Below are 14,439 nucleotides of genomic sequence, written 5' to 3' on the forward strand. Positions count from 1 at the left end.
GCCGGTTACGGCCTCGCGTGCTCGGCAGAGCGGCGCTGGCCACGCTGCTGCTGGCCGTGGCGCTGCCCCTCACCGGCTCCACCGGATCCGCAGCGTCACCCTCGACGCTTCCGCCGCTCGACACGACCGCGCACCTGCGGGTCATGCCGCTCGGCGACTCCATCACCTGGGGCGCCGGCAGCACGACGGGGGACGGGTACCGCCTGGAGCTGGCCCGCTACATGGTCGACGTGCAGCAGATCTACACCGCGACGTGGGTCGGCTCCCAGACGTCCGGCCAGCAGTCCAACCCCCATCACGAGGGGCACCCGGGGTGGACGATCGCGGACCTGTCCGCACAGATCAGCACCTGGATGGCGACCTACCAACCGGATGTTGTGCTGGTGCACGCCGGCGTCAACGACGCCCGGCAGTACGCCACGACGGCGGTCATGCAGGCGCGCATGGCTGACCTGCTGAGCCGAATCCTCGCGGCCTCGCCCACCGTCCGCGTCATTGTGGGGGACATCATCCCGCCCTGGTACGGCACCCAGCAGGACATCGCGTCGGCGACCGTGCAGCGCTTCAACGCGGTACTGCCGTCCGTCGTGGCGGCGGCCGGCCCGCGGGTGACGCTGGCACGGATGAGCGCCGCCGTCAGCTCGGCGCTCCTCGGCGACGGCCTCCACCCCAACGACACCGGCTACCGGTACATGGCCTGGACCTGGTGGCGGTGTATGGCCCCGCTGCTGACCCCCGACGGCGTCACCCGCGCCGGTGTCGACCCGCTGCCCGTGCCCGTGCGGGACAGCGACCTGTGCCCGAGCTGAGGAGGCTCCGATGAGAGACGAGTTCGTCGCGCTGCTGCTGAGCCAGGTCGGCCAGCACGAGGGCCGCGACCCGGACGGCACCTGGAACAACGTCCAGCGGTACAGCCGGGAGACGCCCGGCCTGGAGTGGTCGGACGGCCAGGCGTGGTGCGCCACGTTCGAGGCGTGGGCTGCGCACCAGCTCGGAATGGACCGGCTGTGGCCGATGACCGCGTCGTGCTTGGAGGCCGTGGACTGGTGGCTGCAGCGCGACCGCTGGTCCAGCTACCCGGTCCTCGGCGGCCCGTTCTACCTCGGCCCGGGCGGCGGCACCCACACCGGCGTCGTCTACGCATACGACGCCGACACCATCTACACGGTGGAGGGCAACAGCAATCCGGGTGGCAGCGCGAACGGCGACGGCGTCTACAGGCGGACCCGGCCCCGCCGTGGCCCCGGATCCCCGTACGGCTACGGCGTCCCGGACTGGCCGGAGGGCACCATCAGCGCCGACCCGGCCCTCGGCGGCACCCGCACCGCAGCAGTCTCCCCGCCGGCCGCGCCGGCACCCAACAACCCCGCGGCCCGGACCGACCGGCGCCGCCTCGATGAGGAGGTGCGCTGACATGGCGCTCGTGATCGGCCGGATCGAACCCGGCTTCCTAGACGGCCATCCCGAGAACGGCACGCTCGTCCCGCTGCCGCCGCAGCACGGCGGCGCGGTCGGCTGGGATGGGGTCTACCTGTCCTTCGGCTGCGACTTCGCGGACGCCCGCCTCCGGGTCGCAGTGTGGAACGACGCGTCGCGGACGTGGCGGGTTTCCAGCATTGACCTGAAGTCCGCCGGCCCGCGGGTGAACGTGGCGATCCAGGACGGCGACTCCAAGGTCTCCGTGGGTCGCGTCAAGACCGGCGCGGGCGACACCGGGACCTGCCCGATCGGCTACCTGCTCGAAACCACCCTCAAGGCCTGACAGGAGATCGCCATGCAGGACTCGACCCGCCGCACCATCCGCACCACCGTCCAGACGGCCGTCACCATCGCCGCCCTGCTGCCGCTGATCGTGGACGCCGCCCAGATCCCCGCGACGCTGCCGTGGGTGGCCGGCGCGCTGACGGTCGCCGCCGGCATCACCCGGGTGATGGCGCTCCCCGCCGTAAACCGGATGCTGCCGTCCTGGCTGCGGCTCTCCGCCGACCCGGACGAGGCCGCGCTGCGCCAGGCGGTGCGCGAGTGACCGACAGCACGGGCATCGCCAGCGTGGATGGGGCGGTGGTGTGGTGCGTGGCCCTTGCCGCGATCGGCGGCGCAGTCGCTGGCGTGTGGCGCGCGCTCCGGCCGCTGCGCCAGTTCATGGCGCGCGCGGAGGAGTTCTGGGACGACTGGGCGGGCCAGCCCGCCCGCGCTGGTGTGCCGGCCCGGCGGGGGTGATGCAGCGCCTGGAGACGATCGAGCACTGCGTGGTGGTGTACGACGAGCGGATGAGCAGGGTGGAGCACGAGCTGCACCCCAACTCCGGCAGCAGCCTGCGCGACGCCGTCAACCGGATCGAAACCGCGGTCCGGCCGCCGGACAGCGGCGACCAGGAGGGCCGGTTAACACCCGCCTGACCCAGCAGCACACCGCCCCGCTCGGCTTCGGCCGGCGGGGCGGTTCCGTCGTGTCAGCACCCGGACGCGGCCCGCCGCACGGACTCCGCCTCCAGCGCCGCCACGATCTGATCCCGCGCCATCCGCCACGCCGCCGCCTCCACCCGGCTCAGCCCCGCCGGCCGCTGCTCGGCGCGCGCGAGCCGAGCAGCAGAGCGGATCGTGTCCGCCTCGATGACGCGGATCAGGTCTGGCCCCGAGCCGAGAACGGTCCGAGCGCGGGCTGCAAGTGCTGCGAGGGTGAGCATGGCGGCACCGTAGGCCCAGCCCGGCCGCCGCCACCGCCCCGACCACCCGCCCGTCACCCGGCAGGGTGACTTCCCCCGCGCCCGGCCGCGATCCGGCGTTCATCAGGAGTACCTGTCGGCCGACAACTCCCCGTCGTACCCTGGCCACCAGCCCCCAGCACAGGAGCCAGCACCGTGAGCGACACGACCACCGGCCAACGCCTCCGCGAACTCCGCAGGATGCGCCACATGACCGTCTCCGCCCTCGCCACCGCAGCCCACATCAGCGTCTCCGCCCTCGAAAAATACGAGCGCGACGACCGCAACCCCCCGCCCGGCACCCTCATCCGCCTCGCCAAGGCCCTCGGTGTCGGCGTCGACCGCCTCACCGGCCAGCCGTTCATGAACGGTGCCGAGTCCGAGGACCAGGTGCAGCTCGTCATCCCTGAGTTGCGCCGCATCATGCTCTGCTACGACTCCCCTGACGACCTGTCCGTCCGCCCGCGGCCGCTGCCGGTGCTGGCAGACGAGATGCGGGAGATCGCCCGGATGCGGCAGGACGGCGCGTACGTGCAGATGGGGCCGCTCCTCGCTCCGCTGCTGACGGAGATGACGCACGTCGCGCTCGGAAGCGCCGGCCGTGAGCAGGCGCAGGCCTTCGGCTGGCTCGCCCGCGGGTACCGGGCGGCGAACAGCATGGCGCACAAGTTGGGCTACCACGACCTCAGCCTGACTGCGATCGAGCGCGTCCGGTGGGCCGCCTCCCGCTCGTACGACCCGCTGATGCAGGTCGTCGCTGCCTATCTCAAGGCCGGCGCGATGCTCCGGATGGGCAGCCACAGCGCCGCCCGCCGGCTGCTCCTCGGTCTGGTCGACGAGGTGCTGCGGCTCGCCCCGGAGGAGTGCCCGACGGACGCGCACAACGCGGTGATCGGTGCCCTCTACCTCAAGTTGGCGGTGCTGGAGGCCCGGGACGGGCAGGCCGACCGCTCGACCAGCTACCTCGCCGAGGCCCGTGCCGTCGCACAGCTGATGCGCGGCCAGGACACCACCCACTACGAACTGTCGTTCGGGCCAGCGAACGTCCGGATCCACGAGATCGCCGCACTGATCGACCAGGGCGACACGGAACAGGCCCTCGCCCGGTTGCACGAGTGGGGGTGACGCCCAGGGGGTCGACGAGTGGCAGCCGCCGGCCAGCCTTGCCGCCGAAAGGGTGTCGCACCACCACATCGACGTCGCCGCGGCCCGGCTGGTCGAGGGTGATCGAACGGGCTCGTTCGTGTCGCTCCAGGCCGCCCGGTCCGCCGCACCGGGGCACACTCGGTTCCACCCGACTGCCCGAGCAACCGCCGCCGCGCTGGTCCGACAGCACCGCACGCCGAGCACCGAGCTCACGTCGTTCGCCCGGTGGGCGGGGGTCTGACGACCTGTCAAGTCGCTGACGGGAATTCACTCCGCACAAGATGTGCGGATCAGGGCGCAACAAATTGGAACGATCCCCTTACGGATAGTGCAAGTAAGGGGATCGCTTCATGCCCACGATCAGCCCCAGCGCCGCCAGAGACTGGCTCGCCCACGCCGACGCCGACCCGGACCGCATCTACCGGTGGTGGGACTCCGGTGCCGCTGCCCTCATCGCGCTCGGCCGGCGGTTCGATGCCGTCCGCCTCGATGGGCCCCCGCCGCCTGGGTCACCCAGAACCTCCCGGACGGCCCGGTCATGCAACTGGGCCACCCGCACCCCCGCCTCTACGCCCTCGTCCCGCCGGGCAGCTGGCCGCGCTTCAGCAACCCTCTCGCCACCCTCCTCGACGAGGGCGACTACCTCGCGATGAACGACCCCGACGGGGCCACGGGCGGCCGACCCGACATCCAGTGGCTGGCCCCACCGGACGGCACCGGCCGCCTGGTGAACCCTGGCGTGCTCCGGCGCATCATCGACTCGTTTGCCCCGGAGGAGTCCCGGTGAGCACCATCACCCACGCCGCCGACGGGGAAGACGCACACGCGTTTGGCTACTGCCCGTCCTGCCGCGGCTACGGCCTCGGCACCTACGACGGTCCGATCAACAGCCACTCCGACCGCATCCGGGACCACGTGAACTGCCCCAGCAGGCGGCAGGCAACAGGAGCCCGCCGGCGCTCTCCCCGTTCCCGCCGCTAGCCCACGGCGCTGCTTCGGCTCAGCCGTAGAACAGGCGCCACGTCCCCACGCCCAACCCTCGTGCCACCTGGTTGAGCTGATCGATCGTGCAGGCCTGGACGCCGAGTTCCATGCGGCTGATCGTCTTGTGGGACATGCCCGCCAGTTGGCCGAGTTCCATCTGGCTCAGGCCCTGGTTGGTTCGCAGGGCTCTGATGCGCTGGCCGACGATCCGCCGCTGCTCGATGAGCCAGGTGCGCTCGCCAGTATCCACCACCCGACGGTCGCCCACGGAAGATCATTTGTCTTCCCCTGTCCTGGGTAAGTTCCTTCGATCGAGCGTTCGATAGAATCCCAGGCCGACGCAGCCCCGGGGGGACCAACAACCGGAGCCCGCACTGAACTACACCCTCGCCGCGGACGGCATCCCCGGCACCGCCGAGTTCGACACCCTGGCCGAGGCAGTCAGCGCCCTGACTGCCCTGCTCGCCACCCTGCCGCTGGACCCTGCTCAGCGGGACGCCTACGGCTGGTTCCTGGAGGATGCCGTCCGCGTTCAGGACTACCTGGACGCGGAGGGCGAGTACCGGTTGGACGTCACCACCGCGCCCGATGGCATCACCCGGGCTATCGTCATCCGGCGGCGGTGACGTGCTGATAGTTGTCCTCGTTGCGGCCCCACCAGTACGTCAGCTGCGGGATCGACTCGATGTTCAGGGCCTGCCGGATCGGCTCCAGGTGGTTCGTCACGGTGCGCCGAGTGACGCCCAGGACCCGGCCGATCTGCTCCGCCCCGTGGCCGGCTGCCAGGCCCGCGAGGATTGCCTTCTGGGTGGGGGTCACCTCGACCAGCAGGGTGCCGTCCCAGGGCTGGGCCGCGTCCCACAGCAGGCCGAACACCGAGCTGAGCGCCCGCACGACGCCCTCGTCGGTGATGAGGAGGGCGCGGTCGGGCTCCGGCCCGTCTCCCTCCCACGGGGTCAGCACGGTGGTGATGGCCACCCGACTGTCGATGATGACGGTCCGCGGGTAGCCGCGGCTCGTCACGGTGCGGACCTCGGCGCCGTGCACGGAGACCGTGGCAGCCCACCGTGCGGTGGGCTCGTGCTGGCGCACGCTGCAGTGGTACACGGTGCGCATCTGCACGCCGCGCTGGAGCACAGCCAGGTCCCGTTGGTAGCTGAGCGCGAGCTGTGCGGCCGGCCTCGCGCCGTTCGGCTGCGCGGTGAACAGGCTCTCCCGGCAACCTTCCAGAAGGGGTGTCAGGCGGTCCTGGATGACGTCCAGCCCGGTGATGTACTCGATCGCCCCGGCGCCGGCGGCTGGCCGTGCGAGTTGGTAGGCGCCGATCAGGTCGCCCATCTCGCCGACGACTGCGGCGGCCTGGGCGAGGTAGCGACCGCCGAGGTTCTGGAGGTGCAACTGCATCTGGAGCGCCGCGGCGGTCGCGTCCAGCGCGGTGTAGTGCCCGGGACGCAGGGGATCAGGTGCCGCGAGACGGAGGGCGATGAGGCTGTCGAGGGCGGGGCCGGGCTGAATGCACGTCACCTCGCCTGCGGCGAGGGCCCGATAAGCCTCTCGCGTTTCCACATTGGGAAAGTTTAAGCCGTACCCGCTGTCCGATGTGTCCATTATGCCCCCTCAGGCGGTTTCCACTTTGGGAAGTTTAGCCCTGGGGGGCCCGGATCGCTTGAAGTTGAAACTATCGTCACACGAGACTGTTGGTGCGCGAGGGAATCCCCCCAGCGCCCTTCCTCGCAACACCGAAAGGGGGTCCGCCATGACACCACACCTGGCGCGCCGCCGCACCGCTGCTGCCATCCTGACCGGCGCCGCGCTCCTCGCTGGAGGGCTCGTCCTGTCCCTCAACTCCGGTGCCGATCCGCTCAGCGTCGCCGACTCCTCGTGGGGAGGCATCGTGCCGGCCTCGCCGTCGCCCTCGCCGTCGCCCATCGAGACGCCGATCGCCGCGGCCAACGACTCCTCCTGGGGTGGATGACCGTACTCCATCCTCCCGCTGCCGCATGTGAGTCGCCGAAGGCGAATCGCGGCGGCCGAGAATGTGTCGGGGGTACGCCTTGGTGCCACCCTCCCCGCACCCCCGACGCTGAAGTATCCCCCACCCGGATCGGGTGGGGGATACTTCATTTCATGATCGTTTGGGCGATGGCTGGGCGATGATCTTGTGTCTCACCCTGCATCACGGTGCATCAGGATGCATCCGCGTTCCCGGCTCGCCCCGCCGTCTACGTGCATGAACGGGGAACGAGCCTGATCAACGTCAGGCCTTCTTGGTCTCCCAGAAGATGCTGTCGATCTCGGCGATCAGGTCCAGCAGGGCCTGGCCGGTCGCCGGGTCGGTCGACGCCTTGGCGGCCGAGGCGGCCTTGCCGGCGCGGTTGAACAGGTCGTGCAGGCCCGGGTAGGCCTCGAAGTGCGGAGCCTTGAAGTAGTCGGTGTGCAGCACCGAGAGGTGGTGCTTGACCAGCTCGGCGCGCTCCTCCTTGATGACGATGGCGCGCGCGCGGAACTCGGCGTCCTCGTTGGCCTGGTACTTCTCCTGAGTGGCCTTCACGGACTCGGCCTCGATCCGGGCCTGGGCCGGGTCGTACACGCCGCACGGCAGGTCGCAGTGCGCGTGGGCGGTGACTCGCGGAGCAAACAGACGAGAGAACATGGGGGTCCTTCCTTAGATCGTCTTCCCGCGCCCGACATTACCCTCACGACGGCCCGAATTCGCCGTCGCCCCGGGGGCCTAGGGCAAAAGAAGGAGTCAGAATCGTGCGATTTGGGACACCGCTCGGCGTGGCCGACATCGCCGGGCCGTCGATGCGCCGACTGCTGTCCGACGGCGACCGGGTGCTGGTGCGCTACGGGGCCCCGCTGCGGCCGGGCGCCGTCGCGCTGTTCCGGCACCCGCTGCAGCAGGACCTGCTGGTGGTGAAGCGGGCGGTCGGGCGCCGGCCCGGCGGCTGGTGGATGCTCTCCGACAACCCGCTGGTGCGCACCGACAGCCGCGAATACGGCGCGGTCCCGGACGAGTTGGTGCTCGGCCGGGTGCTGCTGCGGCTCGCGCCCCGGCCCGCCTGGCTGGCCCCCGGGCGCCGGCTGGAGCGGGCGCTGCGCGGCCGCCCGGGGCGGCTGGCGGAGCGACTGGGCGTCAGCCGGCCGCCGGAGCTCGACCTCTGACGGGCGCTCAGGCCTGCGCGGCGGCCAGCGCCCGCTGGGCCTCCTGGCGCTTGCGGGCCCGGTAGGCGGCCACGTTGGCGCGGGTGGCGCAGCGGTCCGAGCAGTAGCGGCGGGAGCGGTTGGTGGAGGTGTCCAGGTAGGCGTTGCGGCACGGCGAGGCCTGGCAGATGCCGAGCCGGTCGACGCCCAGCTCGGTCAGGTGGATGGCCAGCCCCATGCAGGCGACGGCGGCGTAGTTGGCGGCCGCGGTGGGCGCGTTGTCGGCCAGGTGCAGGTGCCAGTTGGGGCGGCCGGTGGCGTCCAGGTCGTCGTGGCCGGAGACCAGCGGGCTGACGGGGTACTCCACCATCAGGCTGTTCAGCAGGTCGACGGCGCGCACGTCCTCGCCCTCGGCGGCGGCCTCGAAGACGCCGCGCAACCTGGTCCGGACGGCGCGCAGCCGCGGCAGGTCGGACTCGTCGGCGAGCGCGGAGGCCCGGGAGGGCGCGCCGAACAGCGCCCGGACGGCGTCCACCGAGCCGAGGCTGTCGGTGCCGCGGTCCGGCTCCTCGCTGTTGACCAGCCGGACGGCGAAGTCGGCGTACGAGGCGAGATCCACGGGAGATCCTTCCGGGGCAGGTGTAACGGGCGTGCTGCCTTCAGGGTATTACGTCCCGGTGGAACCCGGCCCGCGCGACCGGCCGGGGCGGTGGAACCCGTCCCGGACGTGACGAGGTCCCGCCCCGGAATCCCGGGGCGGGACCTCGCGGGGGCTCAGAGCACCCTGGACAGGAAGGCCTTCGTGCGGTCGTGCTGCGGGTTCGTCAGCACGTCGCGCGGGTGGCCGGACTCGACGACCACGCCGCCGTCCATGAAGACCAGGGCGTCGCCGACCTCGCGGGCGAACGCCATCTCGTGGGTGACCACGATCATGGTCATGCCGTCCTGCGCGAGCTGCCGCATGACGTCCAGCACGTCGCCCACCAGCTCCGGGTCGAGCGCGGAGGTCGGCTCGTCGAAGAGCATCAGCTTGGGCTCCATCGCCAGCGCGCGGGCGATGGCGACACGCTGCTGCTGGCCGCCGGAGAGCTGCGCGGGGTAGCTGTCGGCCTTGTCGGCCAGGCCGACCCGGGCCAGCAGCTCGCGGGCCCGCTCCTTCGCCGCCGCCCGCGCCGTCCCCTTGACCTGGACGGGCGCCTCGATGATGTTCTCCAGCGCCGTCATGTGCGGGAAGAGGTTGAAGCGCTGGAAGACCATGCCGATGTCGCGGCGCTGGAGCGCGACCTCGCTGTCCTTCAGCTCGTAGAGCCGGCCGCCCTTCTCGCGGTACCCGACCAGGTTGCCGTCGACCGACAGCCGGCCGGCGTTGATCTTCTCCAGGTGGTTGATGCACCGGAGGAAGGTCGACTTGCCGGAGCCGGACGGGCCGACGAGGCAGAACACCTCACCGGTGCGGACCTCCAGGTCGATGCCCTTGAGGACTTCGAGCTGGCCGTAGGACTTGCGGACGCCTTCGGCCTTGACCAGGACCTGGCCGGAAGCGGGCTTCTGGAAATCGGTCATCGCGCACGCCCAAGGGAGAACAGGTTCGTCTTGATCTTCTGCAGCGGGGTCGGCGGCAGGGTGCGGGTGGCGCCCTTCGCGTAGTACCGCTCCAGGTAGTACTGGCCGATGCTGAAGATCGTGGTGAGCACCAGGTACCAGAAGCAGGCGACGAAGAGCAGCTCCATGACCGCCAGGTTGTTCGTGTAGACGTCCTTGGCCTTGGTCATCAGCTCGCCGTAGGTCACCACGTAGGCGAGCGACGAGGTCTTCAGCATGTTGATGAACTCGTTGCCGGTGGGCGGGACGATGACGCGCATGGCCTGCGGGAGGATGATGCGCCGCATGGTCTTGGCCCGGGAGAGGCCCAGCGCGTGCGCCGCCTCGGCCTGTCCCTCGTCCACGGACTGGATTCCCGCCCGGACGATCTCCGCCATGTACGCGCCCTCGTTGATGCCGAGGCCGAGCAGCGCGGCGACGAAGGGCGTGATCAGGGTGTTGGTCGAGACGCCGAACATGGTGGGGAAGATCAGCGCGAGGTTCCACCAGATCAGCAGCTGGACCAGGACCGGGGTGCCGCGGAACAGCCAGATGTAGCCCCAGGCCACCGACGAGGTGACCGGGTTCTGCGAGAGCCGCATCACGGCGGCGAGCACGCCGAGGAGCAGGCCGAGGGCCATCGCGCAGACACTGATCAGCAGGGTGTGCCAGGCCCCCGAGATCGATGCCGAGGTGAAGAGGTTGTCACCGGTGATGGGCCACTGGATGTTGGCCCCGGCGAATGCGGCGATCAGTGCGGCCAGGAGGACGAGCACGGCGACTGCCGAGACCCACCGGCCGTAGTGACGCACCGGGATGGCCTTGATCGCGTGCTTGGCAGGGATCTCGTCGGCATCGGTTTTGACGGATGTCATGGGAAGGAGCCTCTCGGGCGGACGGCGGTTTGCAGGGGCCCGCCGGGTGGACACCGTCGTGTGCCCACCCGGGTGCGGATCAGGAACCGCCGTTGACGGTCACGGAGCTGACCGCACCGAGCTTCACGTTGTACTTGTCGAGGATCTTGGCGTACTCGCCGTTGGCGATCAGGGCTTCCACGCCGGCCTTTATGGCGTCGCGGAGCTGGGCGTTCTCCTTGGACACGCCGATCCCGTAGAGGCCCGGGTCGATCTGCTCGCCCACCACCTCGAAGTCCTTGCCGCCGCCGGAGGTCTGCGCGTTGTACGCGGCCACCGGGTAGTCGTTGAGGTCGGCGACCGCGGCGCCGGACTTCAGCTTGAGCAGGGCCTCGCCGTCGTGCTCGTACCCCTGGATGGTGATCGCGCCCTTGCCCGCCGCGGTGCACTTGTCGGACTGGGCCTTCGCGGTGTCCTCGTTGACGGTCGCCTTCTGCAGGGCGACCGTCTGGCCGCACAGGTCCTCGAGCGAGTGGATGCCCTTCGGGTTGCCCTTCTGGGTCAGGATCGAGGTACCGGCCCGGAAGTAGTCGACGAACTCGACGCCCTTGCCCTGGCGCTCCTTGGTGTCGGTCATCGCGGACATGATCAGGTCGATCCGCTTGGTGCCGAGCGAGGTGATCAGGGTGTCGAACCCGGCGTCCTGGATCTGGAACTTGACGCCCAGCTGCTTGCCGAGCGCGTCCGCCAGGTCGGGGTCGATGCCGACGATCTTCTCGCCCTGCTTGAACTCCACGGGGGCGTAGGCCACCTCGGAGCCCACCTTGATGACGCCGGCCTTCTGGATCTCGGCCGGAAGCTTGCCGTACAGCGGCGCCGAGGCGCCGGCGCCCTTGGAGGAGCCGCTGTCGGAGCTTCCGCACGCGGTGAGGAGCAGGGAGCCGGTCGACAGGACGGCGGCCGCGGCGATCAGCCGGGTGCGCGAGGAACGAGCGGTCATGAGGGGGATCTCCTCCTGGGAGTCGGACGGGTCTGCGCCGCCGGGGGGAGCGGTGCGGTTACAGCGGGGTCGGTGCTCGCCACCCTCCGCCGAGGTGACAGGTGGATCCGATGTGTGGGAATCCTGCCACCGAGCGCGGCCAATCGGACCGCGGATCAGATCAAAATCGGATAACAGGACCACCATGTGTCCGCTATTCGGACTATTTGCCTGACCATGTCACATGGTGCATAAGTATGCACACTCGACGTGACGGGGCCCGGGCCGTTCACGGCCCGACCCCCCTCCGTGTCGCCGCCGGCTAGAAGCCGCCGTTCACCACCGCGTTCTGCGCCGCACCCGCCGACAGGCCCCACTTCGCCAGGATCTTGTCGTAGTCGCCGCTGCGGATCACCCGGTCGAGCGCCTTCGCCAGGACGTCCCGCAGCACGGTGTCCTCCTTGGACAGCGCGATCCCGTACGGCCCCGCCTGCATCTGCTCGCCGGCCACCTGGAACTGCGCCCCGCCCCGGCCCTGCTGCGCCGCGTACGCCGCCGCCGGCGTGTCGCTCAGGTCGGCGGCCGCCCTGCCCTGCGCCACCAGGGCCAGCGCCTGGTCGTCGGTCTCGGTCGCCTGGATGGTCAGCTTCTTCCGGGACTTCTCGCACAGCCCGGCCTGACGCTCCGCCAGCGAGGCCTGCACGGTGCCGCGCTGGAGCGCCACCGTCCGCCCGCACAGGTCGTCCAGCGAGGAGACCTTCTGCGGGTTGCCCTTCGCCACCACGATCGAGGTGCCGGTGATGAAGTAGTCCACGAAGTCCACGCCGGAGTTCATCTTCCGGGCCTGGTCGTCGGTGCCGTCCCGGCGCTGCAGGTTGTCGGTCATCCCCGACATCACCACGTCGAACTCGCGCGCCTGCAGGCCCAGGAACAGCCGGTCGAACGGCACCTCGGCGAACTGCACCCGCACCCCGAGCGCGCCGGCCAGCGCGTTCGCCAGGTCCACGTCCAGGCCGTCCGGCTTGCCCTGGGCGTTCTTGAAGCCGATCGGGGCGTAGCTCAGGTCGGTGCCGATCCGCAGCACCCCCGAGGAGCGGACCTGCTCGGGCAGCTGGTCGTGCAGGTCGGAGGCCACCGAACCGCCCGACGAGGCCGAACTGCCGCACGCGGCCAGCAGCAGTGAACCCGCCGCCGCGGCGACGGTGAGTCGGAGCCGGGCGCCGGAACCGGAGGGGTGGGTGGCCAACGACATGACGGGTCCTCCTGTGGGAGAGGTGGTGCGGGTCCCCGACACGGTGCGCGGGAGTGTGCGACCGGGCGTGGTGGCTGCCCGGACACGACCCGAAAGGCGCGGGAACGTCCGGACAACGGTGGTGGAACTCCGGATACTGCCATCCCGCCCTGAGGTCTCAGGTCGCGGGTGTGTCAGAATCTGCTAACGGGTGACCCCCGACGCAGAACTCAGACCGCCGGTTCGCCACAGGGCCGGGGTGCGAACGAACGGAAGCCGTCACCGGCTCCGTATCCGAAGCACCAGCTCCCCTCCGTGTCTGCGTTCACTCCTGCGAGTGCCTGCGGACCCCTCGCTTCGGGGGCCACGCGGAACAAGACGGACCCGGCGCACGGTGCGATGCCGGTGTCCCGACGAACAGCGCAGAACACCGAAAACCCTCACCCGAGGGCGCCCGCCCGACGGCAGCGCCCCGACCCGGCCACGGGTACGCCACCGACGGCGTGCCCGCCTTCGCGCACCGGCGCGCGGAGCGGGTCGAAGTCCGTCGGAAGCGCGCCTTCGCTGATATGACGAAGAGGTCATTGTGGCAGCGGAGATCATCACCGACACCCAGAGCACGGACGATCCGGTCGACGCCGTCTTCGCGCTGCACCGCGGCGGCAAGATGGAAGTCCGGGCCACCGTTCCCGTGCGCGACGCGGACGACCTGTCCCTCGCCTACACCCCCGGCGTCGCCCGGGTCTGCACCGCCATCGCCGAACAGCCCGCGCTGGTCAACGACTACACCTGGAAGGCCAACACCGTCGCCGTCGTCACCGACGGCACCGCGGTGCTCGGCCTCGGCGACATCGGCCCCGAGGCCTCACTGCCCGTCATGGAGGGCAAGGCCATCCTGTTCAAGCAGTTCGGCGGCGTCGACGCGGTGCCGATCGCGCTGGCCTGCACCGGGGTCGACGAGATCGTCGAGACCGTGGTCCGGCTGGCCCCGTCCTTCGGCGGCGTCAACCTGGAGGACATCTCGGCCCCGCGCTGTTTCGAGATCGAGAAGCAGCTCCAGGAGCGGCTCGACATCCCGGTCTTCCACGACGACCAGCACGGCACCGCGATCGTCACCACCGCCGCCCTGTGGAACGCCGCCAAGGTGACGGACCGCCGGATCGGCGACCTGCGGGCCGTCATCTCCGGCGCCGGCGCGGCCGGCATCGCGATCGCCAAGATGCTGCTCGCCGCCGGCATCGGCGACGTCGCCGTCTGCGACCGCCGCGGCGTGGTGTACGAGGGCCGCGGCGACCTCACCGACGTCAAGGCGGAGATCGCGGCGCTCACCAACCGCACCGGCCTCAAGGGCAGCCTCGCCGACGCGCTGAACGGCGCGGACGTCTTCATCGGCGTCTCCGGCGGCACCGTCCCCGAGGAGGCCGTCGCCACCATGGCGCCCGGCTGCTTCATCTTCGCGATGGCCAACCCGACCCCGGAGATCCACCCCGAGGTCGCGCACCGCCACGCCGCCGTGGTCGCCACCGGGCGCTCCGACTTCCCGAACCAGATCAACAACGTGCTGGCCTTCCCGGGCATCTTCGCCGGCGCGCTGTCGGTCCGGGCCAGCCGGATCTCCGAGGGCATGAAGCTCGCCGCGGCGAAGGCCCTGGCGGGCGTCGTCGCCGAGGAGCTGACCCCGCAGAAGGTCATCCCGTCCCCGTTCGACGAGCGCGTCGCCCCGGCGGTCACCCGCGCGGTCGCGGAGGCCGCGAAGGCGGAGGGCCTCGCGCGCGTCTGAGCCGAGGGCCGCGAGGAACTGCGCGGAGGGAGCACC

General features: G+C 70.8%; 20 protein-coding genes. 11 read left to right on the forward strand and 9 right to left on the reverse strand.

Translation table 11 applies throughout. The features are described 5' to 3' along the window. Window positions 1-17: 17 nt before the first annotated feature. Genes KCH_RS23350 through KCH_RS44815 form a run of 6 tightly spaced genes read left to right on the forward strand, consistent with a single transcriptional unit; the run spans window position 18 to window position 2,399 of the window. A complete protein-coding gene (locus KCH_RS23350; protein WP_051653377.1) occupies window positions 18-809 on the forward strand; it encodes an SGNH/GDSL hydrolase family protein in 792 nt (263 codons plus the stop codon). Window positions 810-819: 10 nt separating this feature from the next. Further along, on the forward strand, window positions 820-1,413 hold the full coding sequence (locus tag KCH_RS23355; RefSeq protein ID WP_051653378.1) for a CHAP domain-containing protein: 594 nt from the start codon (window positions 820-822) through the stop codon (window positions 1,411-1,413). A 1-nt stretch (window position 1,414) separates the two neighbouring features. Continuing rightward, entirely contained in the window at window positions 1,415-1,762 is a 348-nt protein-coding gene (locus tag KCH_RS23360) for a hypothetical protein (protein WP_035865995.1), read from the forward strand. A gap of 12 nt (window positions 1,763-1,774) precedes the next feature. Beyond that, on the forward strand, window positions 1,775-2,026 hold the full coding sequence (locus KCH_RS23365; RefSeq protein ID WP_035865997.1) for a hypothetical protein: 252 nt from the start codon (window positions 1,775-1,777) through the stop codon (window positions 2,024-2,026). Then, window positions 2,023-2,220 (forward strand): hypothetical protein, encoded by a 198-nt coding sequence (locus tag KCH_RS44810; RefSeq protein ID WP_244305410.1) that lies wholly within the window; start codon window positions 2,023-2,025, stop codon window positions 2,218-2,220. The genes KCH_RS23365 and KCH_RS44810 overlap by 4 nt, the downstream gene beginning before the upstream one ends. Further along, window positions 2,220-2,399, forward strand: coding sequence for a hypothetical protein (locus KCH_RS44815; protein ID WP_244305411.1), 180 nt, complete (start codon window positions 2,220-2,222; stop codon window positions 2,397-2,399). Before KCH_RS44810 ends, KCH_RS44815 begins: the two co-directional genes overlap by 1 nt. Before the next feature lie 53 nt (window positions 2,400-2,452). Here the strand turns inward: KCH_RS44815 and KCH_RS23375 are convergent, their stop codons facing one another. After that, window positions 2,453-2,686 (reverse strand): hypothetical protein, encoded by a 234-nt coding sequence (locus KCH_RS23375; RefSeq protein ID WP_035866001.1) that lies wholly within the window; start codon window positions 2,684-2,686, stop codon window positions 2,453-2,455. A 174-nt stretch (window positions 2,687-2,860) separates the two neighbouring features. On the opposite strand from KCH_RS23375, the gene KCH_RS23380 reads away from it, so the two are divergent. After that, the gene (locus KCH_RS23380) at window positions 2,861-3,829 is read left to right on the forward strand and encodes a helix-turn-helix domain-containing protein (protein ID WP_035866005.1); all 969 of its coding nucleotides are present in this window, start codon (window positions 2,861-2,863) and stop codon (window positions 3,827-3,829) included. A gap of 559 nt (window positions 3,830-4,388) precedes the next feature. Next, the gene (locus KCH_RS23390) at window positions 4,389-4,637 is read left to right on the forward strand and encodes a hypothetical protein (RefSeq protein WP_035866012.1); all 249 of its coding nucleotides are present in this window, start codon (window positions 4,389-4,391) and stop codon (window positions 4,635-4,637) included. Window positions 4,638-4,850: 213 nt separating this feature from the next. On the opposite strand, the gene KCH_RS23395 is transcribed toward KCH_RS23390, so the two are convergent. After that, window positions 4,851-5,102 (reverse strand): helix-turn-helix domain-containing protein, encoded by a 252-nt coding sequence (locus tag KCH_RS23395; protein WP_051653379.1) that lies wholly within the window; start codon window positions 5,100-5,102, stop codon window positions 4,851-4,853. Window positions 5,103-5,443: 341 nt separating this feature from the next. Next, window positions 5,444-6,358, reverse strand: a complete 915-nt coding sequence (locus tag KCH_RS23400; RefSeq protein WP_035866015.1) for a helix-turn-helix transcriptional regulator — start codon at window positions 6,356-6,358, stop codon at window positions 5,444-5,446. A gap of 232 nt (window positions 6,359-6,590) precedes the next feature. On the opposite strand from KCH_RS23400, the gene KCH_RS41615 reads away from it, so the two are divergent. Continuing rightward, the gene (locus KCH_RS41615) at window positions 6,591-6,809 is read left to right on the forward strand and encodes a hypothetical protein (protein ID WP_157032172.1); all 219 of its coding nucleotides are present in this window, start codon (window positions 6,591-6,593) and stop codon (window positions 6,807-6,809) included. Window positions 6,810-7,091: 282 nt separating this feature from the next. Here the strand turns inward: KCH_RS41615 and sodN are convergent, their stop codons facing one another. Further along, window positions 7,092-7,487, reverse strand: coding sequence for a superoxide dismutase, Ni (gene sodN / locus KCH_RS23405; RefSeq protein ID WP_035866018.1), 396 nt, complete (start codon window positions 7,485-7,487; stop codon window positions 7,092-7,094). A 104-nt stretch (window positions 7,488-7,591) separates the two neighbouring features. Here sodN and sodX point away from each other — a divergent pair, with 104 nt between their 5' ends. Further along, window positions 7,592-7,999, forward strand: coding sequence for a nickel-type superoxide dismutase maturation protease (sodX, locus tag KCH_RS23410; protein WP_035866021.1), 408 nt, complete (start codon window positions 7,592-7,594; stop codon window positions 7,997-7,999). Window positions 8,000-8,006: 7 nt separating this feature from the next. On the opposite strand, the gene KCH_RS23415 is transcribed toward sodX, so the two are convergent. The 5 genes from KCH_RS23415 to KCH_RS23435 all read right to left on the reverse strand — a co-directional run bounded on the left by KCH_RS23415 (window position 8,007) and on the right by KCH_RS23435 (window position 12,644). Further along, window positions 8,007-8,597, reverse strand: a complete 591-nt coding sequence (locus tag KCH_RS23415; RefSeq protein ID WP_035866024.1) for a CGNR zinc finger domain-containing protein — start codon at window positions 8,595-8,597, stop codon at window positions 8,007-8,009. Window positions 8,598-8,752: 155 nt separating this feature from the next. Then, a complete protein-coding gene (locus KCH_RS23420) occupies window positions 8,753-9,541 on the reverse strand; it encodes an amino acid ABC transporter ATP-binding protein (protein WP_051653380.1) in 789 nt (262 codons plus the stop codon). Then, on the reverse strand, window positions 9,538-10,434 hold the full coding sequence (locus KCH_RS23425) for an amino acid ABC transporter permease (RefSeq protein ID WP_035866027.1): 897 nt from the start codon (window positions 10,432-10,434) through the stop codon (window positions 9,538-9,540). The genes KCH_RS23420 and KCH_RS23425 overlap by 4 nt, the downstream gene beginning before the upstream one ends. Before the next feature lie 79 nt (window positions 10,435-10,513). After that, window positions 10,514-11,413 (reverse strand): ABC transporter substrate-binding protein, encoded by a 900-nt coding sequence (locus KCH_RS23430; RefSeq protein ID WP_035866030.1) that lies wholly within the window; start codon window positions 11,411-11,413, stop codon window positions 10,514-10,516. A 301-nt stretch (window positions 11,414-11,714) separates the two neighbouring features. Further along, complete coding sequence (locus KCH_RS23435; RefSeq protein ID WP_035866033.1) at window positions 11,715-12,644, reverse strand: ABC transporter substrate-binding protein; 930 nt, start codon at window positions 12,642-12,644, stop codon at window positions 11,715-11,717. A gap of 565 nt (window positions 12,645-13,209) precedes the next feature. Here KCH_RS23435 and KCH_RS23440 point away from each other — a divergent pair. Further along, window positions 13,210-14,403: an NAD(P)-dependent malic enzyme gene (locus KCH_RS23440; RefSeq protein ID WP_035866035.1), complete on the forward strand. Its 1,194-nt coding sequence runs from the start codon at window positions 13,210-13,212 to the stop codon at window positions 14,401-14,403. Window positions 14,404-14,439: the final 36 nt, after the last annotated feature.

Source organism: Kitasatospora cheerisanensis KCTC 2395 (assembly GCF_000696185.1).
Classification (GTDB): domain Bacteria; phylum Actinomycetota; class Actinomycetes; order Streptomycetales; family Streptomycetaceae; genus Kitasatospora; species Kitasatospora cheerisanensis.